Here is a 20,149-nt window from a genome sequence, read left to right as displayed (position 1 = left end):
TAAGAAAGCGGGGATCCTATAAATGGGTAGCCGCTTTCTTAATTCGTTTTACGTTTGTTTTTAAAGGATGGAAGTGTTAAGTTATAGAAAAAGTAGTCAATGGAGGAACAAACCTTGCAATCGATTCGAAATGAAGTATTTGATTGGCTAAAGGCAATTGTGGTAGCACTCTTACTTGCTTTTATTATTCGAACTTTTCTATTTACAAGCTATGAAGTAAGCGGTGAATCGATGATGCCGACGGCTAAAGATGGAGAGCGGTTCATCGTCAACAAAATGGAGTATGACTTCATGGAGCCTGAGCGGTTTGATATGATTGTCTTTCATGCAACAGAACAGGAGGACTACATAAAAAGGGTGATCGGCTTACCAGGGGATCGTATTCGTTATGAAAATGATGTTCTTTACATTAATGATGAACCAGTGGACGAACCATTTTTAGATGAACGAAAAGCAGCTTATGAAGGACTGTATACGAATGATTTTAACGTGGATGAACCTGTCCCACCAGGGCATGTGTTTGTACTAGGAGATAATCGTCCAAATAGCTATGATAGTCGAATGATTGGCTTTATTGAATTAGATCAAATCGTTGGAAAAGTGAACTTTCGATTCTGGCCGATTAGAGAAGCTGGAGCTGTTCGGTAAGCAAGAAATCTTCTGATAGAAGGAAGGTTTCTTTTTTGTTTATGAAAAAATGGGAGGTGGATTTGTCAGAATTTATGAGCAACTCTTCTTCTTCTCTGCATAGGATAGAGTAAGCCATTTAATCTAGCCTTTCTACTCTTTACAATGGCCCGAAATCAGTATATGTATGACAGTCGAAAATCGTGACAAAAAACTTTAAATAATGTGTACAGCGATGCGATGGGAAATGGCGGACTGATCCTTATGATAGAGAGAGCTAAGGAGGGGAACGAAAAGTGAAGAAAGGAAATAAGCATAATTATGTCGTCTCACAGGAAAATTGGTCCCTCCATCGAAAGGGGTATCAAGATCAACGGCGACATCAAGAAAAAGTTCGAGAGGCGATTAAAAGAAACTTGCCTGACCTCGTTAGTGAAGAAAATATTGTCATGTCAAACGGTCGAGATGTTATCCGAATTCCGATTCGCTCATTAGACGAATATAAAATTCGTTACAACTATGATAAAAACAAGCATGTGGGCCAAGGAAAAGGTAATAGCAAAATTGGAGATGTGGTGGCACGTGACCCAAGTGTTAATCAGCAGCAGGGTCCTGGAAAAGGAGAGGGAGCAGGAGACCAAGCTGGAGAGGATTACTACGAGGCAGAAGTATCCATTCTTGAACTGGAAGAAATGCTTTTCCGAGAATTAGAGCTTCCGAACCTTGAGAAAAAAGAAGATGCTGATTTCGTAGTTGAGGATATCGAGTTTAATGATATTCGAAAAAAAGGGTTAATGGGCAACATCGACAAGCGACGCACGATTTTAACGGCGATAAAACGAAACGCACTCGAAGGGCGACCAGGCCTAGTACCCATCTATAATGATGACCTTCGTTTTAAAACTTGGAATGAAGTCATCCGCCCAGAGTCAAAGGCGGTTGTCCTTGCAATGATGGATACAAGCGGTTCGATGGGGAAGTGGGAGAAGTATATGGCGCGGAGCTTTTTTTTCTGGATGACTCGTTTCCTTCGCACCAAATATGAATCTGTGGAAATTGAATTTATTGCTCATCATACCGAAGCGAAGGTCGTGTCAGAAGAAGATTTCTTTACCAAAGGAGAAAGTGGTGGAACCATTTGTTCATCAGCCTATCGAAAAGCATTAGAGCTCATTGGTGATAAATACGATCCAAAGCGCTACAACATCTATCCTTTCCACTTTTCCGACGGCGACAATCTCACTTCAGACAACGCTCGCTGTGTGAAACTCGTGTCCGAGTTGATGGCGTCTTCCAGAATGTTTGGCTATGGGGAAGTGAATCAATACAGTCGTCATTCCACACTAATGAGTGCCTATAAAAATATCAGTGATCCACACTTTCGCCATTACATCCTAAAAGAAAAAGGCGACGTGTACCATGCCATGAAGACATTCTTTAAGAAGGATCAAGAAGGAGCATTGGTGTAATTCAAGAGGATGATTCAAAAGGTTGTATGAATGACCGATTTGAGTCATCCTTTCTCTTTTGAAAGGAGAGTTACCAATGAAATATCAAACGGCCACACTTTATACCACATTAACAGAGGGGCTTCTGCAAGTGACGCTTTCCTGTTAGGCAGAGTTGATTCCTTGGTTGCTTCTTTTTTCCTTCTGTACTTTCTGATAGGCGTAGTTAAGGAACAGAAGTATTTCCCTTATTATGTAAGCGTCGTATTCTCTTTAAGAAAGATACGTTTTTATCGCAATTTCTATAAAATTTTTAGCTGCAATTGATAAATAATTAGATTCATTATAAATAATTCCAATTTCCCAAGGGATTTTTGGAAAGATAATATTAATTTCTTTAATACTATCTTTTCTTTCAAATTTTGAGATTAAAATTCTAGGTATGATAGCGATTCCAAAATTAACTCCAACAAGTTCTAGAATTAAATCCCACTGAGAACTTTTTAAAATTATTTTTGGTTCGAAAGCACTTTCTTCGCACATTTTTAAAAATTTTTGATGAATCATAAAATCTTTACTAAAGCAAATGAATCGTTCATTTTTTAAATCTACAAACTTTATTTCGTCATGTATAGCCAGCGGATGATTTTTGTTTACACAAACGACAAAGGAATCTCGATAGATGACACGAGATTTTAACGATGGATGTTTAGTTGGAAGCACCGCAAAACCAACATCAATTTCTCCTTTCAGTAAATCTTCTTCAATCTTCAGCCCACCGCTTTCATGTATAATATTTTCAATGTTGGGGTAGGCCTCAATAAATGAAGTAATAATTTTAGGAAATAAAAATGATCCAATAATAGGTGGTAGCCCTATATGAATTTTAGAAATATAGTTCATATTTTTTTCTGAAATGTGGTGTTCAAGTGATTTCCATGTTTTTAATAAATCAAGTAAATAGGTATAGAATATTTCTCCTTCGTTTGTTAGTGTAAATCCTTTTTTTCGGTTAAATAGCTGAACATTATGCTTTTGTTCAATTCGCTTAATCATTTTACTAATCGTTGGTTGATTGATATATAACTCATTGGCTATTTGTGTAATATTTTTTGTTTCCATTACTCTTTTTAAAATTTTTAATTCTTCTATTGTAATATTCTCCAATATTTTCCCCCCTCTAACTATTCCCTACAGGAATAATGTAATGAAAAATATGCTATATACATAATAGTACCAATTTTCTAAAATGTAAATAAAAGGAGGGTTATAATGAGAAAAACAAATGCAATTTTATTAGGGATATTTTTTATTTTGTATGCGGCTACATTTTTACCTAACGTCGGTATTTTTAATGATTTAACTTTTTGGGGTGTATTTCCCGAGCCTTTGGCATTTACACTCATTATTAATGCAATTAATACCATTTTAATTTTTGTCATTTATTTTAAGGTGTTTAAACCATTTGCTCTTCGAATGGAAAAGAAATTATCGGAGGAGGGAGAGATTAAATGAGTCAAGCTGTCATTACCATAATTGTATTGGCAATTTTTCTAGGAATCTTACTTATCATTAGCAACTATGCATCGAAGTCAAATGTAGCAACACCGAACGATTTCTACTTAGCAGGTCGTGGTTTAGGAACCATTGTTATGACAATGACTACTGGAGCGAGTTATTTCAGTACATGGACATTATTAGGATCAATTGGTCAACATTACCGGGATGGTGTATGGTTTGCTGCATTTGCTGCATGGGCCGTTTTACATGCATTATTCATATGGATATTTGGAGCAAGAATTTGGTATTTTGGTCAGAAACATAAGTATATTACTCCAGGTGACATGATGGAGAAATACTATAAGAGTCCGGGGTTAAAACTTCTGTTTGCCATAGTTGGTATTATTGGGTTAGTGCCCTACATGTTAATTCAAATTACAGGTGGGGCTCAGGCTTTAAATAGTTTAACAGCTGAAGCTATTCCTTATTGGGTTGGCGTATTGATAATGGGATTATTTGTAGGAATAATTGTTTTCCTAAGTGGAGGTCGTGGTGCGGCCTGGGGAGATACATTCATGGGTTTCTTCTTTGGATTTGTACTACTATTTGTAACTCTAACATTTTTATTTAAAGCAGGGGGCTTAAATGCCTTTAAGAATATTGCCGAAATAGCACCTGAAATTATGACTAATAAAGGAGATTTTTGGCCTATTATAGAAACTGCATTAGGGTTAGCATTCGGATTTTGGATAATGCCCCATATGTGGCAAAAGTTCTTGTCTGCTAAATCACCTTTGATTTTAGCAAAAACGTCCATTATTACACCGTTTTGGAACTCGTGGCTAATGGCTTTGGGAGCGTTATTTATTGGAATTTTGGCACATTATCCAGGAATAGTGCCAGGATTAACTACGGAAAATAGTGATCGTATTATCCCTCTTTTCTTTTCAGGTTACCCTGCAATATTTGGCGCAATCATTGTAGCTGCTATTATTGCAGCTGGTATTTCTACTATTAATAGTGCCTTATTATCATCGGCTAGCTTACTTGTAAATGATATTTATATTCGTTTTTTTGCTAAAAATCTATCAAATGAAGAAGCAACGAAAGCAGCTAAGATCACGATTTTAATTATGACTCTCATTACAATAATTATTGCATTTTTACCAGTTGCTCAAGGATTCTTAATTCCAATTGCAGCGTTAGGTTATGGGATTGTATTACAGTTGGTGCCTGCAGCTTTTGGTGCACTCTTTTGGCGAAAAGGAACAAAAGCAGCTGCAATTGCTTCTATCATCGTTGGTGAAGCAACGTTAGCAATCGTAACTGTATTTTCAATTTCTCTTCCTATCGGAGCGGCAACAGCAGGCTTTATATTAGGGATTTTCACGTTTATTTTAGGAAGCTTAGTGACGAGGGATGCACATCAGGCTGAAAAGAATGCCGTTCATGATGAGTTAATTGAAGTGTTATATGGAAAGGAATTGCAACCTGAACAAATTAAATTATCCAAGGCAAATTAAACTTTATAAGGTGGGGATTACACATGGAAAAGAAGCAAAGTTGTAAAGTAGCAGTAATACAAGCAGGTGCAAAGCTATTCGATACAGAAGCTACAGTAAATAAAGCTATTAAACTTATTGAAGAAGCAAGTAAGGAACAAGTAGATTTGATTTTATTCCCGGAGGTTTTTATTGGAGGATATCCACGTGGGCTGCATTTTGACACATATGTTGGTATAAGAACAGATAGTGGAAGAAATGATTTTTACCGGTACGCAAGTGGTGCCGTTGAAATTCCGGGGAAAGAAACAGATTTAATCTCTGAGGCAGTAAAGAAAGCGGGAGCTTATGTCGTAATAGGTGTCATTGAAAAGGAACAGCATTTCCAAGGTGCAAGCTTATATTGTACGGCTGTTATTTTTGGACCAGATGGAAAAATACTTGCAAAGCATAGGAAACTAAAGCCAACAGGATCTGAACGATTAATTTGGGCAGAAGGAGACGGTAGTACACTTCCGGTAATTGAAACTCCATTTGGTCGTATTGGAGTATTAATTTGTTGGGAAAATTATATGCCTCTTGCTCGAGCCGCCATGTATGGCAAGGGTGTTGATTTATATCTGGCTCCAACCGCGGATGCTCGGGATGGTTGGTTTGCCTCCATGCAGCATATTGCACTAGAAGGCCGTTGTTTTGTATTATCCTGCAATCAATATGTAACAAAAGATGATTATCCAGAGGATGTTAGAAATCGCCCAATCTTTTCAGAATTAGAGGAAGAACTATGTAGAGGCGGTAGCTGTATCGTAAGTCCGCTCGGGAGTTTTATAGAAAAACCTTTAATTGGAGAAGAGGGAATTATCATTTCAGAACTTGATTTAACACAAATCACAAAGAGTCGTTTTGATTTTGATGTAATCGGACATTATGCAAGAAATGATGTTTTTAGCTTAACGGTTAATGAAAAGAAGCAACAAGCAGTTGTATATGTACAAGATGAAATAACAGAGACGAAATCTGTACATCAGGAAGAAAATAAAGAACTAGATACTAAGAAATAATTGTAAAAGTCCAGCCGCTCTTCATGCGTAGTTGCATTGGCCAAGTGTTAGCAAACTTGGTCATTTTTTATTAGTCTTTTTAAACCACAGGCTATGCCTGTGTGCAAATAAAACTTCTAGAGTTGTAACAGAAAAGATCTCCAACCGCTATAATGAAGGTGGCCGTCAAACCAACTTCAAATAACGAGAGGAGATCTATACTCATGAGTGACAATAGTTTATCACACACACGTTGGAATTGTAAGTATCATATCGTGTTCATTCCAAAATACAGAAGGAAAATTGTATACGGAAAATTAAGAAGGGACATTGGAGCAATTCTTAGAAGGTTGTGTGAAATGAAAGATGTGGAAATTTTAGAAGCTCATGCTATGCCAGATCACATTCACATGCTAGTCAAAATACCACGTAAGTTGGCAGTGTCACATTTTATGGGATATTTAAAAGGGAAGAGTTCTTTAATGATCCATGATAGACATGCAAATCTGAAATACAATCACGGGAATCGTACATGCCATACATAGGTTTGGCAGTCGCGTAAAATTCTTTACAGTGGCAGGCTTGGTAAACAAATTAATAGAGGTTAATCAAAATGGTACTTTACCAAAGTTTATGAAGCAGTTAGAAAAGCTCGATCTACTAGTGTTAGACGAGCTTGGATACATCCCCTTGCATAAAGAAGGAGGTGAATTATTATTCCAAGTGATATCAATGTGTTATAAAAATAAGAGCTTGTATCACGACAAATCTTCAATTTGGTCAATGGAATCATGTCTTTGGTGATCCGATTCTAACTGAAGCTGTCATTGATTGGTTGATTCATCATTCACATTTACTTGTTTTTAAAGGAGATAGTATTCGTTATAAAGAACCCTTATTACATCAATAATTAGACGTGACAAGTGGTTGGCATTTTTAATTGCCATTTAGTACATTTTTTACTTGCCAAATACACTTAAAAATGAAGAAAATTGTTGCACAGTCTACTGCGTAATACAAGAGTTAACCTGGATCGTTTGCAGAAGACTGATCTTATTGAAAGTTCAATCAATTTTTTATAACATTTTTGATTCTCAAAACTAAGGTTTTATATGTTTTATTCCCAGATGGATTGCAGTGTAAACAGTCAGTCATCTCGGTACACTTTTTGTTATTTTATAGTATGTCGGAGCTGGTACATTTTAATGGCTATTATCATGCCCCCTACTATTTTCATAACCTCCTTACATTAGTAATGTAGATATAGTTAATTTTATAATGAAAGGAATGATTTAGGAGTAATTTCGACAAAATTAGTCAAAATCTTTTGTTACTTTTTGTATTTTTCTAAGTTGAATTTAAAAAGGTGCAGCTTTTTTTGATATTCTATTAACAGAGCTGCTTAGTGCAAGAAGGGATTAATTAAAACATAAAGTATGTGGAGGAGTAGTTTATGATATTAGTGAGTTCTTGTTTAGCAGGGTTAGAAGTAAGGTACAACGGTACACATAGTTTAAATAATAAGATAAGTAAATTAGTAGAAGAGAATAAAGCGGTAACTATATGCCCCGAATTGCTTGGTGGATTTTCTACGCCAAGAGAACCTGCTGAAATAGTAGGTGGAGAAGGAGAAGATGTGCTGGATGGAAGAGCTAAAGTTGTTGAAAAGTCAGGTAAGGATGTAACCGAACTTTATATTAAAGGTGCTTATGCTACATTAGAAAAAGCAATAAAAATAAATGCTACAACAGTTGTTCTCAAGGAGAGTAGCCCATCTTGTGGTAGTTCAATGATTTACAATGGTAATTTTAAAGGTGAAAAAATAGTTGGAAATGGAGTAACCTCCGCTTTACTTAAAAGAAACGGATTTCAAGTAATATCAGAAGAACAATTAGCTGAAGATAACTTTTAGTTACTTCACTAACGGGGAGCTAGAATTTAACAAAAGTGCTGTTGCAGCTCTGTTGTTATTCTACTAATGAGACATAATGTGGAATAAGTATTATCATTCTTTAATGCATAGTAGACCCAAAATGCGTTAGAACATTTCTTGCCACGTCAAAAAGACACAAGACAAGATCGTGAGATCGCATATCTCAATCTAAAACAAGAAGCATCCGAGCGCATAGAAAATGGGTTAACATTCGGAGACAACATGACCGATATATTTGGTGCTATTTTTGACGAAGTAGCTAGTACAAATATCGTTAAGCGTAATGGCAGTATGCTAATGCTAGAGAGTCAATTATTAGATATAAACGTTCAAGATGCCACAGTTGTAGCGAGTGCGTATGATACGAGTGGGAATGTAGAATGTTTGCAAGGATTAAACGATTTTATGATAATAATTTATGGACAAAGGAACAAGTGTATAATGCGGTAGGTGCAGGAGCGATTACAGTGGAAGAATACGAACAAATTACTGGCGAAGTTTACCCTGACTAATAATTTATGATAGGTATGGATTCTTAAGTTATAATCACTTTAGAGGTGATAATAATGAATGAGAAAATTGAAATTGATACTAGCGAGTATGAAATATTAAAAAGACATTCTAGACTATATTCAGAATTAAAAAGAACCATGCAAGAGTTTATAGGGTATGAAGATGATTATTTGACGACACATAAAACCATGAAGAAGTTCACTAAGAAAGAGATGGTTGAATTACTTATGATTAAGAGGCAAATGATTCGAAAAATATTTGATCAATTACCTTCAGATATACAAAAAGAGAATAAAGATCACATTGAAGAATTGCTTAAAACTAAGTAACTTTAGCTAACCATCAGGAAGAATAAATGCAGGTTTACTGGAAATGGATTTTGTAACCCAAATAACGAAAATAGATTAGTGAAGTTAGTTATATTTTGGAGTTAAAAATCTTGATAAGGGAGTGAAAGGTCTATGTTTAGCAAAGTTGGTCAAATTATGCTGTATGTCAATAACCAAGATGAGGCAATAAATTTTGGATAGAAAAATTAGGCTTTACTCTTATTTCTTAAGAGAAAAATGGTTCAGAAATGAGATGGATTGAAATTACTCCAAAAAAGGACGCAGATACTAGTATCATTATTCATAATAAGGAATTCGTTGCTAAAATGTCTCCTGGGTTAAATCTAGGTACTCCTTCTTTAATGTTTTTCACGGAGAATTTTGATCAATTATACAGTGACTTATTAAAGGGGTCCTGCCGACAAAACGCAGATATTATACGCTAAGGAACTTTTTAGAAGATAAAACCCTGATTTTCCTACGCTCAGTAGAAAAATCAGGGTTTTTTATATCCTAAGTGGACGTAGGGAATGTATCGAGTTCAAAATCTCGGGTATAAATGAATATTCACCCAAAAAGTTAATGTGTTCCCATCCCAAAGGAGATATATGAGGTAGTAATTCCTCTTTATATTTTCCTATCGTTTTCAAATGTTCAATTGCTTGTGACAAATACACGGTATTCCAAATGCTGATGGCATTGATAATTAGATTTAACGAGCTGGCACGCTGTAACTGATCTTGTAATGCTCTTTCTCTAAGTTCCCCATATTTCCCGAAGAAAATAGCCCGTGCCAAGGCATTCATGGCTTCACCCTTATTTAATCCACGTTGGATTCGCCGACGTAATGTTTCGCTAGAATTGTTGTCTATTAACAGTTTTCTTCATTTCGGAAAATTATTTTCATTATGTTAAAAAAACTTCATAGAATAACATGGGTAATTTTCATATTAAATTAGGTATATTTACTTATTTAGGGATTTTACCCTTGTTATCCATTAACTATTAAAATATACTAAAAATTGACAAAATAGAACACAGGAGGTAGTCATGAAAAAAATTATAGTGCCATTTTTATTTGCTGCAGGTTTGTTATTAGTTGGCCAACAAGAGGTAGGGGCAAAAGAATTAACAGAGGTTAAGTCAAAAAGAGGATATGATTCAATTCAGTTAGTGACGGAAAGTATGAAGGGGAATTATTTCAAAGTTTATAGAGATGGGAAGAAGATTTGGGAAGGAAGTAAGAAAGACTATGTGGATGCAAATCTAGAACCAGATTACTCATATACATACAAAATAGGTGTCTATGAAAATGAAAAACTTGTAGACCTTGTATCATACAGAGCTAAAACTAAAAAGGAAAGGCAAACAAACCAAGATAAAGTTTTAGATACAACATATTCCGAAGAAACTGATCTTGTAACTACGGTTGGAAAAGATTATGTAACATTAGAATGGGAACCGATTCCTGATGATGACGGTATCTATGAAATTTATCGGGATGGAAAGTTATTAGAGAAAGTTTCAATTACAAAATACACTGATTTTAAAGTGGAAAATGGTCAAGACCATTTGTATGAGATTGTAGCTTCTAAAGAGGTATCAAATAAGCAAAAAAAAGAAATTAAAGAGCAATTAAAAAAGAATAATATAGACTTTTCCAAAATAGATAAAGAATATTTATTTAATGAAGTTAAGACAGTAGGAAAAGTAGTTGAAACTGTTGGAGAAATTTCAGAAGAAGAATTAGCATCGATAGATGTTCCAGAGGAATTTGTCGAAGCGCCTATTCAAGCTTTAGGAATACCAGACGTGGGAGCAGAAGTTCCGGCATATCTATTCAGATACCAAACCTTTATACCTTTTGCGTCAGTGGATAATCCAAATCAATATCATGAAACACTTATTGGAGAATATGGAACAAGATTAAAAGGGGATAATAGAGGATTTGATCCCTTTTCTAACAAATATAGAACTAGAGTAGATGTTTATGCCGATTGGTGGTATCCTGATTTATATGCTGACCGTTTAGTAGGCGAAAGTGTACTCTATGACTCTGACGGTAATGTTTTAATGCGAGATACTGAAAGCAATAGTGGAATTAAAGTAACCGAAGATTTAGTGTCAAGTACAAAAATGATGTGGAGAGTAAATCATGATGTAGGTGTTCCTTTTGACCGAACTTACCCAAACATCACATATTACTATGAGGGAACAGTATATAAAAACGGTACTTTTAGCTTAAGGGGATCACATGATAAAGCACCAAATCATGAAATATATGCTGGAAATGCATATACTGATTTAAGACCTTTAACTGCATATACCTTTGCTGTTGGAAGCACTATGGATTTTGCATATCTAGCCCCTGGTACTCCTCAAAAATACTTTGAGGTTAGTATGTAATTAATATTTGTAGGAGAGCCGAATACTGGTTCTCCTTTGTTATTAATATTATTTAGAAAAGGAAATTAATCATGATTAAAGAATTAAAGTATAAACTTATAGCTGGGTTATTCACCACCCTAAATTCAGGATTCATATATTATTTAATTGAATCTAAAGACGCTGAAGTAGTTACAAATAAAAGTACTTTAACAAATTTAATTAGTGCTTTGGAAAAGATTTTAGCTTACTCATTTATTTATGTTTTACCAATAATTTTTATTATAGGAATCCCGATCTCAATTCTAATTGATTTTATTTTAAAAAAAGTTTCTTTAGATAAAAGCATTATATCTTTTATTATTCATGTTTCTATTTTTGCTATAGGAATAATTTTGTATTGGGGAATAACACTCGGTCTAAATAAAATAAATTTTATGTCTGAGCCAGAACTTGTTTTTAACTTATTTATTTTTGCATATACTCCAGGGGTTTTTTGGCTAATAAATTATATGCAAAAGAAAATAAAACCTTAAAAAACCCTAATTTTATTTCTTAGCGTATAATATTCGCGTTTTGTCGGCAAGACCCCTTAAATAAAAAAATCACAGTCGGAGAAATTGTTGATATGCCAACTGGCAGAGTCTTTAACTTTGCAGATAATGAAGATAATTATTTTGCTGTAATGGAGAAAAATTAAAATAACAGAAAAAATTCAGAGGGAAGTCAACGTTAAATCGTTGGCTTTTTTATGTCGCAATACAAATATACTGTTCAATAGGATATTCAATAATCGGATAGCGTTAGTGAAAGAAGAATTAATTGATTTTAAGACGAGATCTTCCAGAAAAGGGCGCGATTATTGAATATGAGTCGCTTTTCTTAATGAACGGGTGTTTAGTTGAAGAAGAAAATAAATAAAAGGACCACACATTTTAGATTCTAATATGTGAGTGTAAGCATCGGTGATAAAATCCCTAATAACAACGGTTTCAAATTCCCCTAAAATAACGGACAATAGTTTCAAAACAAAACACTAACGGAGTGGCGAAACTATGGTCAAGATTGGGGAATTTTTCATGATTAGAGAACTGTATCAGAAAGGATGGACAATCAAGGCGATTTCAGAGGAGACAGGCTTTGATCCAAAAACAATACGAAAATATATAAAGCTCGATACATTGCCTGAAAAGAAACCTGGAGAAGGACGAACAAGTAAATTAGATCCCTATAAGTCATACATCTTTGAAAGAATAAAAGAAGGGACAACCAATTGCGAAGTATTATTTGATGAAATTCAATCATTAGGTTACCAAGGGAAATTAACGATATTAAGAGAGTTTGTAAAACCACATCGTGTTAATCCTAAGAAGCAGGCAACCTTGCGGTTTGAAACACCTCCTGGAAAACAAGCTCAGATGGATTGGGGGTATGTGGGTAAATATTTAGTGGATGGGTTGGAGAAAGAGGTTTATGCCTTTGTCATGGTACTTGGTTATTCTCGTATGAAGTATGTAGAATTTACAACAAGCATGGATTTAGAAACATTAATGAAATGTCATATGAATGCCTTTGCTTATTTTAATGGAGTTCCTGAACAAATTCTTTATGACAATATGAAAACTGCGGTTATCAAGCACTCCCCCATTGAAATTCGGTTTAATCAAAAGTTTGAAGACTTCTTAGCTTATTATGGGATTGTGCCGAAGGCATGTAAACCACATCGCCCTCAAACAAAAGGAAAAGTAGAAAATGTCGTTGGATATTTAAAGAAGAATTTTATGCAGCGTAAGCATGAGCCGACCATTCAAGCACTTAATGAAAACGTAAGGAAATGGCTGGATAAGACAGCGAACTTAAAGCCTAATGCCACAACGAATGAATCGCCACTTAAACGCTTTAATCTCGAAACGAAATATTTAAAAACAAGTAATTTGAAGCCTGTCTTCCCGATAGCTAAGTGGGAAATACGAGAAGTGAGTCGAGATTCCTTTATCTCATACAGAGGTAAACGTTATTCTGTTCCGTACCGGTTTGTAGGGAAATCAGTGAAAATAAAAGAAACACTCGATCATCATATAGAAGTATATGACGAATACGAATGTATCGCTAAACACCCTATTCTCTATGGAAAAACAGAAATGCATATGAATCTAGAACATTATAAAGGGTTGAAAGAGACACAAAAAGGTTTGGCGACCCGTCTCCATCAACCCAATGAGCTTGAAGTAGAACAACGTTCTCTTCAAGTGTATGAACAATTAGAAGGGAGCGAAACATAATGTCTACTCAACTTCTAATCGAACGACTATCACAAATGGGATGGCACCATACAGCTGACCAAATTGATGGTCTTTTAGAAGATGCATCTAAAGATAATGTACCATATTCTGAGTTTCTTAACACTATTCTATTAAATGAAATGGAAAAAAGAGATTCGTTAGCCCTAGAAAAAAGGATCCTTAAAGCGAAGCTTCCCTTCCAAAAGACGATTCATGAATTTGACTTTGAGTTCCAACCAAGCATTAGTGAGAAAAGGGTGAAAGAGGTTTTAACCTGTCGGTTTATTGAGAATGGAGAAAATGTTTTACTTTTAGGGCCACCAGGAGTTGGGAAAACTCATTTATCTGTCGCCTTTTCAATGGAAGCCATTATCAAAGGGTATTCCGCCCTTTTTATTCGAGCAGATGACTTTATCAATGAGTGTAAGAAAGCGGACAAAGCAGGTTTAATAAATCGTGTCATCAAACGTTGGAGCCGCCCAGATCTATTAATTTTAGATGAATTAGGCTATTTCCCTTTTGACGAACTTAGTGCGAATATCTTATTTCAAGTTATCTCAAAAAGATATGATAAAAGAGGAGCAATACTTATTACTTCCAATAAGTCGTTCCTTGACTGGGGAAAAATATTTGGAGATGAAGTGTTAGCAACCGCTATTTTAGACCGCTTACTTCATCACGCAACCACATTTAATGTAAAGGGCGATTCGTATAGGCTTCGTGAGAAGCAAAAAGCTGGAATAGCACCAGTCCAAATTTAACGGTGATAAAAGGGAATTTGGGACCGTTGAAAAGAGGGAATTTCAATCCGTTGTTGACAGTGTGGTCCTTTTAGTATCAACTGTTTTAGATAACTAGCCTAAGCAGATAATTTTCCGATGCGTGTCTCTTTGTTATTTCTTCTCATTTTTTCATTCCTGCTATCACCTTAATCTTGTAACCGCCGAATGTTTTCTAAGCTATCTTTTTATTCCGAATTCAGATTCTAAAGATGCAAGCTTTGTTAATGCATCAAACATATAACTATCTGAACTTTCAATAATGGTCATAATGGCATCCAAGGTTGAAGGAGAGAAGTCATTATTATCGATCGCTCGTCTCATTTTTTTAGAAACTTCTATACGAAGGCCTGCAGCATCCTGTATATCTAAAGTTATTGAATTAACTGTTTTAGCGTGCTCAGAACTTAAAGGATCTGTTGGCACATCGCGAACGTTTTGATAAATATTCCTGTAACGTTGTTCGATAACCTTCATCGACTGATATGCTTCTATATTACTAACCGATCCATCTGAAAGGCCATTTAAAGTTCTTTGCCACAAAGAGCTCCAAATTAAATCATATTCTTCTAAGTTTCTATCAATATGATTTTTTATATTCTTTAAGTAATGTTCTTTAGATTGTTTAAAAATTGCTTCTTTCCGTTCTTTCTCAAGCTTTTCCGCTTCAGCTTTTTGTTTGAGCTCTAATTGTTTTGTTTCTTTCTGTTCATTTTGCTTAATTTCCAGCGCTTTTTGTTGTTGCAGAAGTTGTTCTTCTTTTAAACGCTCTTGTTTCTCTTTTTCACGTTCTTGCTCTTTATTTAATCGTTCTTGTTCAATTCTTTCTTGCTCAATACGCTCTGCCTCAAGTCTTTCTTTTTCGAGTTGTTCCTCAGCAAGCAATTTAGCTTCCTCAGCTTGTGCTGCTAATCTTCTTTCTTCGGCCAATTCTCTATAGCTGTCTGGAATAGCAAATACGAAAGCAATAAAAATTATTGGGGAGGATAGAATTAATATAAGAGCTATTTTCTTTGGTTTTTTTTGAATGGAATTTTTGATAAGTAGGATAACGCCGCTTAGTAAAACAGCACAACCTGTCAAAAATAAGAATATATCCATAAAAACCTCCTTGCATATTGAAAAAAAGCACCTTATTAATCTAAATCTAAATTATAAAATAATCCTTAAAAACAAAGATTATTATTTAATTTAGTTTAATCCTTTTTTTTTGTATCTTTTTCATTCTCTTGCCGAGCCTTATACCGTAAAAACTCCAAATGTTTCTTTAGTTCCTTCGCTTCTTCTGGAGTGATATTCTCCTGGTCGAAGAAGAAAAGATTTTCCTTCTCCGATTCTGGCTTTAGATCCACTGTGGGCTTGTCTGTACGGCCAAGGAGATAATCTGTTTTTACATTAAATATTTCCGCAATTTTTTTCAAAGTTTTTATATCTGGCTCAGCTTGACTGTTTTCATATTTTCCGTAAGCTTGTCGTGTTATGCCTAATCGATTAGCCATTTCTTGTTGAGTGTAACCATTGTTATTTCTTAGATTTTTAAGGCGATTAGAGAACATATTCATTCCTCTTTCTAATAGAATATAGCAATTATTATACAGCAACAAAAAGTTGCTAAATAGAGGTGAATTGATTTTGAAAAAGTCAGAACTTAAGAAAATTTTAATTTCTGCTAGACAATTTAAACAATTATCTCATGAACGAGTTGCGCTCTTGAGTGAAATTGGTATTACTAGGCAGTATTACGGAATGATTGAGAATGGTGAAAGGCGACCTTCAGTTGATGTAGCAAAAGCAATTGCTGATGTTCTTGAAATAAACTGGACTATTTTTTTTGAAGTGGAAAGCAACCAAAAGTTGCAAAAAATAACCAGTGCCTAAGGAGGTGAGCTAATTGGAACAACGTATCGCAGGTTTTGAACACCGCGTGCTCTTTTAACTGCTTAGAAGAACGTTGTTGTTATCTTCAATCACGCCTTCCTTCCATTTACACATTTCGTCAGAAGGGAGAAATATCCTACTAAAGGAGGTGAAGTTCATATGGCTGTTCCGCGTCAAAGGTCAACAAATGCGAGGGTTGTCCGTTCCCCCCAGGAGCATATAAATGGTCAAAAGGGGGAATCCGCCGTGGATAAAAAAGAGTTTAAGCTTGGGAACACAACAGCAACTGTCTATTCCAACCTAATTCACAAACAACCACATGAAATTAAAGAATGGTTTAAGAATGAACTGATTAGAGGAAATCCAGTTTGCGAGCAAATCGTTGAAGCGATTGCGCAGTGTTCATCAACAAAGAGCTTAAAATAAGCTCTTTTGGCTGGACAACCCCATATCAAATGTAAAGTTTACATGCTTATATGAAACAACTAAATAATCAATCTGTCACAGAAGGAGAGGGTTTTATGTCAATCGGTCAATTGGTAGCTGAATCGAGAAAAAGAACCGGCTTGACACAACAAGAGCTTGCAACACGAACGTCTTATTCACGGTCAAGAATTGCTAACCATGAAACAGACAAGTGAAGTGTTAGCAAGGAGGATTGGCCAGAGTATTGTGCAGGATTAGACGATGCACAGTTTACATTGGAATTGCATCGACAGGCTACAGGTGGAGTGTTTATTCCTTATATGAATGGACCTCAAGTCGATCATCACCCAGCTGCATTAACATACTTAGCGAGAAAAGAACTGAAAGAAGCAAAAGAGCATATAAAAGAAATTGATTTCTCCAAACCTCTTGGGGTGATGGAAGATTTCGAACTCCAGCATATCGAGGAAACCGTTCATGAATTGCTCGACGTATCCTCAACATCTTGTGTAAATATGGCAGAACTGCGAGTAGCTGAAAGAACAGCATCAATGCAGCACTTGTTGCACGTCATTATGAGCTAAGCCTACATGGTCAATCGCTGGGTAAAAGAATATGAAGAAGGGAAGTTTGATGACCATACGACCATTGGTGATGCAGCTCTCCTAGAAACAAAACAGTTATCTCAAGAAAATGATCAACTTAAAAAGTAACTCGGTGAAAAAGATTTAGAGATTGCCATACTCTGTGATCTCATAAAAAAAACCCCTCACTTATTGACTGATCACTGGATTAATAAAGGTTATGCTGTTTCAACGGTGCTAAAAATCATTGGGCTTCCTCGATCTATCTACTATTATCAAAAGAATTATAAGGTAAAAGAGAAGCAAGTGAGTGAGGGACGTCCAGCACCAGGTTACTCCAGCACGAAGGACGGAAAGAAAATAGCAGATGAACAAATAATAGAATGGTTATTAGAAGAAATTAAAGGCGATGCTTATGCCTGTAAATATCGTAAGCTTACCAAACATATACGTCGACACTATGATCTCATCATCAATAAAAAGAAGATATATCGTCTATGCAAAGAACTCGATATTTTACGACCAAATGAAAGAAAAAGGTCACTTATCCAAGACGCTTAGCTCAAAACTGTAGCATTATAACTTCTAATAAACTGTGGGAAACAGACATTAAATACGGATATATCGAGGGTGAACATATGCCTTCCTATTGGCTATATATGGTATTATTGTTGCAATGTTGTTCAACAAACGGAGCAGGTTAGTTGTAGAAGGATATGGACAAGAAAATCCGATATGTTTAGATTTAGTGAAAAGCCCATTGTAAGGGCTCTTTTTTGATTCTTATGGATAAAGATCACATATTGCTGATCAAATTGATATAGCTCTAGACATATATATTACATCATGATATATTATTTTTAGATATATATCGCTTTATGATATATCTTAAAAAGATATAGAAGGTGATTGGTTGAAGAAAACGGAGCAATTAACAGATTCAATGTTTTATATTATGGCTGCTTTAACTAAACCAAGGCATGGTTACGCTATTATGAACTTAATTGAAGAAACAACAAAAGGGGCAATTACTATAGGTCCCGCTTCAATGTACACGATTATTAAAAAGTTATTAAAACAAGAGTGGATTTATTTGCATGATGGGTCGAATTCAAGACGTAAAACATATCTGCTTACTGAAAAGGGCAGAGAAGTATTAGAAGAAGATGTGAAGCTAAGAAAACTGATGATTCAATTAGCGGAAACTGGATTGAAGGAGGTTGAAGAATGAGGCAAACAAAGTATATTACGTCAGGTGGGTTAGCTTTTTCTGAGGAAAAGGACATGGAAAAATTACGCCGATTTTCTTTGAAGGGTTGGCATGTCAGTGACTTTAAGTTTATGGGGTATACGCTTGAAAAAGGAGAAAGCTCAGATTATATCTACAGTGTAGATTATCGTTCATTCAAAGAGGATGAAGAAGAGGAATACTTTGACTTTTTTTCATCTTCTGGATGGTCGCATATTGCCTCAGAAGGATATATTCATTTATTTCGAGCACCTCCTGGTACAAAACCGATTTATAGTGACCGTGACACATCAGTTGAAAAGTATGAAAATTTAATTGGTTCCATGAAATGTCTAGCAATTCCGTTAGTTTTAATAACAGTACTAGTATGGGTTGGAGCAATGATAAGCTCTGGTACCTTAAAATCATTACTTCATGTAATAGCTGTTATTCTTAGTATAATTGCCATCCCAACAGCTTGGACTGTGATCGCAACATACAATAACAAATGGAAGGTAAAAGGAAAAAAAGATTAGTCAATCTATTGAAACCTATACCATTCTTTCTCTTCTTAATTGCTGTTATTATACTGTTATTTGTCGATGACTCAGACAGTGCAGTTCGCCTCTTGGCGTTTATGGTAATTGGTGCGGTCGCACTTCCAACTGCTATTTGGGTCATCATGTCTCTTTATCATAAAATGGGGGGAAAGAGAGCTTAGTATAGGAGTCGAAAAATAAAGTTTTTAGACATTGTTATTGAGCTAATGGGTGCGATTGCTGTACAAGAGCAGTCTCCCTTCTTTCGCTAACAAGGCAGGTTAATAAATTCGATTGAAAGTGAGGAATAAAAAATGACTATAACTTACACGTCGCCATTTTGGTTTTCATTACTAATTGTAATGATTATAATGTTTTTAATTAATTACTTAGTTCACGCATTTATATCGAAGAAAAAAGGTAAAATTTTAACTTGGGGTTTCGTTTCGGTCCTACTTATTCAAAGTTTAGTTATCACTATATTATTTGAATTCATATAGATTATCTTTTTTCACTGTTTAACTAACGGGGGCTTTAATTTAATAATAAATAATAGAAAAGTCGACATGATTATGTTTGGCTTTTTTATTATGTCTGGAGGTGAGCAACTATGTTCTATTACGCATTCTACAATTAATACTAATCGCTACAAGTCACTATTTATAGGGATTTATATACATGCTGAACAAACGGAAGATGATACGCAGCAAGCACCACTCTATGAGAGGTGCATTTTTTTATGTCTAATGATAGTCGGGGAGCTGCAGTCTCCCCTAGCTCCTGCCACAAGGAACAGGAGTTGGATTAGTTATATCGCAAAATCACAAGGGAGTAAATAGCCTAAGCTCCTAGATATAGAGTGAGGGGTGTTTATTATGTCAGGAGTGAAGCTAAAAGGAGCGAACCAGGCATGGACATTATGGAAAGCACCATCGCTAATATGTCGAAACGGTTTGAAGGTGTAGAAGTCGAGCAAAAAGTCATGAGGAAAGAGATTGATGAACTTAAACTCAATGACAAACTTCAAGACAGAGAAATACAAGGCTTGTCGAAAAGCTTAGACAAAATTGTCGAAGATACAACGTGGCTCAGACGGACTCTCACAAAGATTGTAATCACAGCTATTGTCAGCGGTGTTGTAACGATTGTGACAGGG

Annotated in this window: 24 protein-coding genes and 5 pseudogenes; 25 read left to right on the top strand and 4 right to left on the bottom strand. The window is 35.4% G+C overall.

The annotated features are described in order from the left end of the window. Positions 1 to 114 precede the first annotated feature (114 nt). A complete protein-coding gene (lepB, locus tag BLT_RS0116185) occupies positions 115 to 648 on the top strand; it encodes a signal peptidase I (RefSeq protein ID WP_017728814.1) in 534 nt (177 codons plus the stop codon). 275 nt (positions 649 to 923) lie between these two features. Further along, entirely contained in the window at positions 924 to 2,096 is a 1,173-nt protein-coding gene (gene yhbH, locus BLT_RS0116180; RefSeq protein WP_017728813.1) for a sporulation protein YhbH, read from the top strand. A 252-nt stretch (positions 2,097 to 2,348) separates the two neighbouring features. On the opposite strand, the gene BLT_RS0116175 is transcribed toward yhbH, so the two are convergent. Next, positions 2,349 to 3,242 carry a LysR family transcriptional regulator gene (locus tag BLT_RS0116175; protein ID WP_017728812.1) on the bottom strand — a complete coding sequence of 298 codons (894 nt, stop codon included), beginning with the start codon at positions 3,240 to 3,242 and terminating at the stop codon, positions 2,349 to 2,351. A 105-nt stretch (positions 3,243 to 3,347) separates the two neighbouring features. Between BLT_RS0116175 and BLT_RS0116170 the strand changes: the two genes are divergently transcribed. The 9 genes and pseudogenes from BLT_RS0116170 to BLT_RS22190 all read left to right on the top strand — a co-directional run. Further along, on the top strand, positions 3,348 to 3,590 hold the full coding sequence (locus BLT_RS0116170; protein ID WP_017728811.1) for a hypothetical protein: 243 nt from the start codon (positions 3,348 to 3,350) through the stop codon (positions 3,588 to 3,590). Continuing rightward, positions 3,587 to 5,098, top strand: a complete 1,512-nt coding sequence (locus BLT_RS0116165; RefSeq protein WP_017728810.1) for a sodium:solute symporter family protein — start codon at positions 3,587 to 3,589, stop codon at positions 5,096 to 5,098. Before BLT_RS0116170 ends, BLT_RS0116165 begins: the two co-directional genes overlap by 4 nt. A gap of 23 nt (positions 5,099 to 5,121) precedes the next feature. Beyond that, a complete protein-coding gene (locus tag BLT_RS0116160; RefSeq protein WP_017728809.1) occupies positions 5,122 to 6,138 on the top strand; it encodes a carbon-nitrogen hydrolase family protein in 1,017 nt (338 codons plus the stop codon). Positions 6,139 to 6,341: 203 nt separating this feature from the next. Then, positions 6,342 to 6,647: pseudogene (gene tnpA, locus BLT_RS22195) on the top strand (IS200/IS605 family transposase); the annotation flags it as partial. Between the two features lies 1 nt (position 6,648). After that, a pseudogene (locus BLT_RS23330) lies at positions 6,649 to 7,027 on the top strand (ATP-binding protein); the annotation flags it as partial. Between the two features lie 543 nt (positions 7,028 to 7,570). After that, positions 7,571 to 8,029, top strand: a complete 459-nt coding sequence (locus BLT_RS0116150; RefSeq protein WP_017728807.1) for a DUF523 domain-containing protein — start codon at positions 7,571 to 7,573, stop codon at positions 8,027 to 8,029. Positions 8,030 to 8,430: 401 nt separating this feature from the next. Continuing rightward, positions 8,431 to 8,562, top strand: a complete 132-nt coding sequence (locus tag BLT_RS23325) for an XkdX family protein (protein WP_017728806.1) — start codon at positions 8,431 to 8,433, stop codon at positions 8,560 to 8,562. Between the two features lie 54 nt (positions 8,563 to 8,616). Then, positions 8,617 to 8,892: a hypothetical protein gene (locus tag BLT_RS0116140; RefSeq protein WP_017728805.1), complete on the top strand. Its 276-nt coding sequence runs from the start codon at positions 8,617 to 8,619 to the stop codon at positions 8,890 to 8,892. Positions 8,893 to 9,024: 132 nt separating this feature from the next. Continuing rightward, positions 9,025 to 9,296 (top strand): annotated as a pseudogene (locus BLT_RS22190) (VOC family protein); the annotation flags it as partial. A gap of 102 nt (positions 9,297 to 9,398) precedes the next feature. On the opposite strand, the pseudogene BLT_RS0116130 reads toward BLT_RS22190, so the two are convergent. Beyond that, positions 9,399 to 9,767 (bottom strand): annotated as a pseudogene (locus tag BLT_RS0116130) (Tn3 family transposase); the annotation flags it as partial. A 175-nt stretch (positions 9,768 to 9,942) separates the two neighbouring features. Here BLT_RS0116130 and BLT_RS0116125 point away from each other — a divergent pair. The 5 genes and pseudogenes from BLT_RS0116125 to istB all read left to right on the top strand — a co-directional run bounded on the left by BLT_RS0116125 (position 9,943) and on the right by istB (position 14,320). Further along, positions 9,943 to 11,298, top strand: a complete 1,356-nt coding sequence (locus tag BLT_RS0116125; RefSeq protein ID WP_017728802.1) for a DUF3238 domain-containing protein — start codon at positions 9,943 to 9,945, stop codon at positions 11,296 to 11,298. Between the two features lie 71 nt (positions 11,299 to 11,369). Beyond that, positions 11,370 to 11,813: a hypothetical protein gene (locus tag BLT_RS0116120; RefSeq protein WP_017728801.1), complete on the top strand. Its 444-nt coding sequence runs from the start codon at positions 11,370 to 11,372 to the stop codon at positions 11,811 to 11,813. Positions 11,814 to 11,860: 47 nt separating this feature from the next. After that, a pseudogene (locus BLT_RS24530) lies at positions 11,861 to 11,977 on the top strand (VOC family protein); the annotation flags it as partial. A 355-nt stretch (positions 11,978 to 12,332) separates the two neighbouring features. Next, positions 12,333 to 13,559 (top strand): IS21 family transposase, encoded by a 1,227-nt coding sequence (gene istA / locus BLT_RS0116115; RefSeq protein ID WP_017726155.1) that lies wholly within the window; start codon positions 12,333 to 12,335, stop codon positions 13,557 to 13,559. Next, positions 13,559 to 14,320 (top strand): IS21-like element helper ATPase IstB, encoded by a 762-nt coding sequence (gene istB, locus BLT_RS0116110; RefSeq protein WP_017726154.1) that lies wholly within the window; start codon positions 13,559 to 13,561, stop codon positions 14,318 to 14,320. Before istA ends, istB begins: the two co-directional genes overlap by 1 nt. A gap of 198 nt (positions 14,321 to 14,518) precedes the next feature. Here istB and BLT_RS0116105 read toward each other — a convergent pair whose 3' ends face one another. Both BLT_RS0116105 and BLT_RS0116100 read right to left on the bottom strand, forming a co-directional pair. Then, positions 14,519 to 15,439 (bottom strand): hypothetical protein, encoded by a 921-nt coding sequence (locus BLT_RS0116105; RefSeq protein ID WP_017728800.1) that lies wholly within the window; start codon positions 15,437 to 15,439, stop codon positions 14,519 to 14,521. Between the two features lie 95 nt (positions 15,440 to 15,534). Continuing rightward, the gene (locus tag BLT_RS0116100) at positions 15,535 to 15,894 is read right to left on the bottom strand and encodes a helix-turn-helix domain-containing protein (RefSeq protein ID WP_017728799.1); all 360 of its coding nucleotides are present in this window, start codon (positions 15,892 to 15,894) and stop codon (positions 15,535 to 15,537) included. 76 nt (positions 15,895 to 15,970) lie between these two features. Between BLT_RS0116100 and BLT_RS0116095 the strand changes: the two genes are divergently transcribed. From BLT_RS0116095 to BLT_RS0116050, 9 genes are all read left to right on the top strand, one after another. Continuing rightward, complete coding sequence (locus BLT_RS0116095) at positions 15,971 to 16,216, top strand: helix-turn-helix transcriptional regulator (RefSeq protein WP_017728798.1); 246 nt, start codon at positions 15,971 to 15,973, stop codon at positions 16,214 to 16,216. 246 nt (positions 16,217 to 16,462) lie between these two features. Then, positions 16,463 to 16,642 carry a hypothetical protein gene (locus tag BLT_RS22185; protein ID WP_035425987.1) on the top strand — a complete coding sequence of 60 codons (180 nt, stop codon included), beginning with the start codon at positions 16,463 to 16,465 and terminating at the stop codon, positions 16,640 to 16,642. A 95-nt stretch (positions 16,643 to 16,737) separates the two neighbouring features. Further along, positions 16,738 to 16,857 carry a helix-turn-helix domain-containing protein gene (locus BLT_RS23320; protein ID WP_017728796.1) on the top strand — a complete coding sequence of 40 codons (120 nt, stop codon included), beginning with the start codon at positions 16,738 to 16,740 and terminating at the stop codon, positions 16,855 to 16,857. A 60-nt stretch (positions 16,858 to 16,917) separates the two neighbouring features. Further along, on the top strand, positions 16,918 to 17,226 hold the full coding sequence (locus BLT_RS0116080; protein ID WP_152414386.1) for a hypothetical protein: 309 nt from the start codon (positions 16,918 to 16,920) through the stop codon (positions 17,224 to 17,226). A 6-nt stretch (positions 17,227 to 17,232) separates the two neighbouring features. Next, positions 17,233 to 17,355, top strand: coding sequence for a hypothetical protein (locus BLT_RS24745; protein WP_017728794.1), 123 nt, complete (start codon positions 17,233 to 17,235; stop codon positions 17,353 to 17,355). A gap of 105 nt (positions 17,356 to 17,460) precedes the next feature. Continuing rightward, positions 17,461 to 17,787 (top strand): IS3 family transposase, encoded by a 327-nt coding sequence (locus BLT_RS22175; protein WP_051045261.1) that lies wholly within the window; start codon positions 17,461 to 17,463, stop codon positions 17,785 to 17,787. Positions 17,788 to 18,139: 352 nt separating this feature from the next. Continuing rightward, positions 18,140 to 18,457, top strand: a complete 318-nt coding sequence (locus BLT_RS0116070) for a PadR family transcriptional regulator (RefSeq protein WP_017728793.1) — start codon at positions 18,140 to 18,142, stop codon at positions 18,455 to 18,457. Further along, positions 18,454 to 18,990, top strand: coding sequence for a DUF2812 domain-containing protein (locus BLT_RS0116065; protein WP_017728792.1), 537 nt, complete (start codon positions 18,454 to 18,456; stop codon positions 18,988 to 18,990). The genes BLT_RS0116070 and BLT_RS0116065 overlap by 4 nt, the downstream gene beginning before the upstream one ends. A gap of 913 nt (positions 18,991 to 19,903) precedes the next feature. Next, positions 19,904 to 20,149: hemolysin XhlA family protein (locus BLT_RS0116050; RefSeq protein WP_017728790.1), on the top strand; the 246-nt coding region annotated here is incomplete at its 3' end.

Source organism: Halalkalibacterium ligniniphilum, from assembly GCF_000334155.1.
Classification (GTDB): domain Bacteria; phylum Bacillota; class Bacilli; order Bacillales; family Bacillaceae_D; genus Halalkalibacterium; species Halalkalibacterium ligniniphilum.
The sequence above is the reverse complement of the archived record's forward strand: the minus strand, read 5'-3'. Positions and strand labels throughout refer to the sequence as shown.

Coding starts and splice junctions, on each gene's coding strand:
- BLT_RS0116105 (WP_017728800.1), bottom strand. CDS start 15,439: ATGGATATATTCTTATTTTTGACAGGTTGTGCTGTTTTACTAAGCGGC.
- istB (WP_017726154.1), top strand. CDS start 13,559: ATGTCTACTCAACTTCTAATCGAACGACTATCACAAATGGGATGGCAC.
- istA (WP_017726155.1), top strand. CDS start 12,333: ATGGTCAAGATTGGGGAATTTTTCATGATTAGAGAACTGTATCAGAAA.
- BLT_RS0116165 (WP_017728810.1), top strand. CDS start 3,587: ATGAGTCAAGCTGTCATTACCATAATTGTATTGGCAATTTTTCTAGGA.
- BLT_RS0116125 (WP_017728802.1), top strand. CDS start 9,943: ATGAAAAAAATTATAGTGCCATTTTTATTTGCTGCAGGTTTGTTATTA.
- BLT_RS24745 (WP_017728794.1), top strand. CDS start 17,233: ATGGTCAATCGCTGGGTAAAAGAATATGAAGAAGGGAAGTTTGATGAC.
- BLT_RS0116120 (WP_017728801.1), top strand. CDS start 11,370: ATGATTAAAGAATTAAAGTATAAACTTATAGCTGGGTTATTCACCACC.
- BLT_RS23320 (WP_017728796.1), top strand. CDS start 16,738: ATGTCAATCGGTCAATTGGTAGCTGAATCGAGAAAAAGAACCGGCTTG.
- BLT_RS0116100 (WP_017728799.1), bottom strand. CDS start 15,894: ATGTTCTCTAATCGCCTTAAAAATCTAAGAAATAACAATGGTTACACT.
- BLT_RS0116140 (WP_017728805.1), top strand. CDS start 8,617: ATGAATGAGAAAATTGAAATTGATACTAGCGAGTATGAAATATTAAAA.
- BLT_RS0116170 (WP_017728811.1), top strand. CDS start 3,348: ATGAGAAAAACAAATGCAATTTTATTAGGGATATTTTTTATTTTGTAT.
- BLT_RS0116150 (WP_017728807.1), top strand. CDS start 7,571: ATGATATTAGTGAGTTCTTGTTTAGCAGGGTTAGAAGTAAGGTACAAC.
- BLT_RS23325 (WP_017728806.1), top strand. CDS start 8,431: ATGTTTGCAAGGATTAAACGATTTTATGATAATAATTTATGGACAAAG.
- BLT_RS0116065 (WP_017728792.1), top strand. CDS start 18,454: ATGAGGCAAACAAAGTATATTACGTCAGGTGGGTTAGCTTTTTCTGAG.
- BLT_RS0116160 (WP_017728809.1), top strand. CDS start 5,122: ATGGAAAAGAAGCAAAGTTGTAAAGTAGCAGTAATACAAGCAGGTGCA.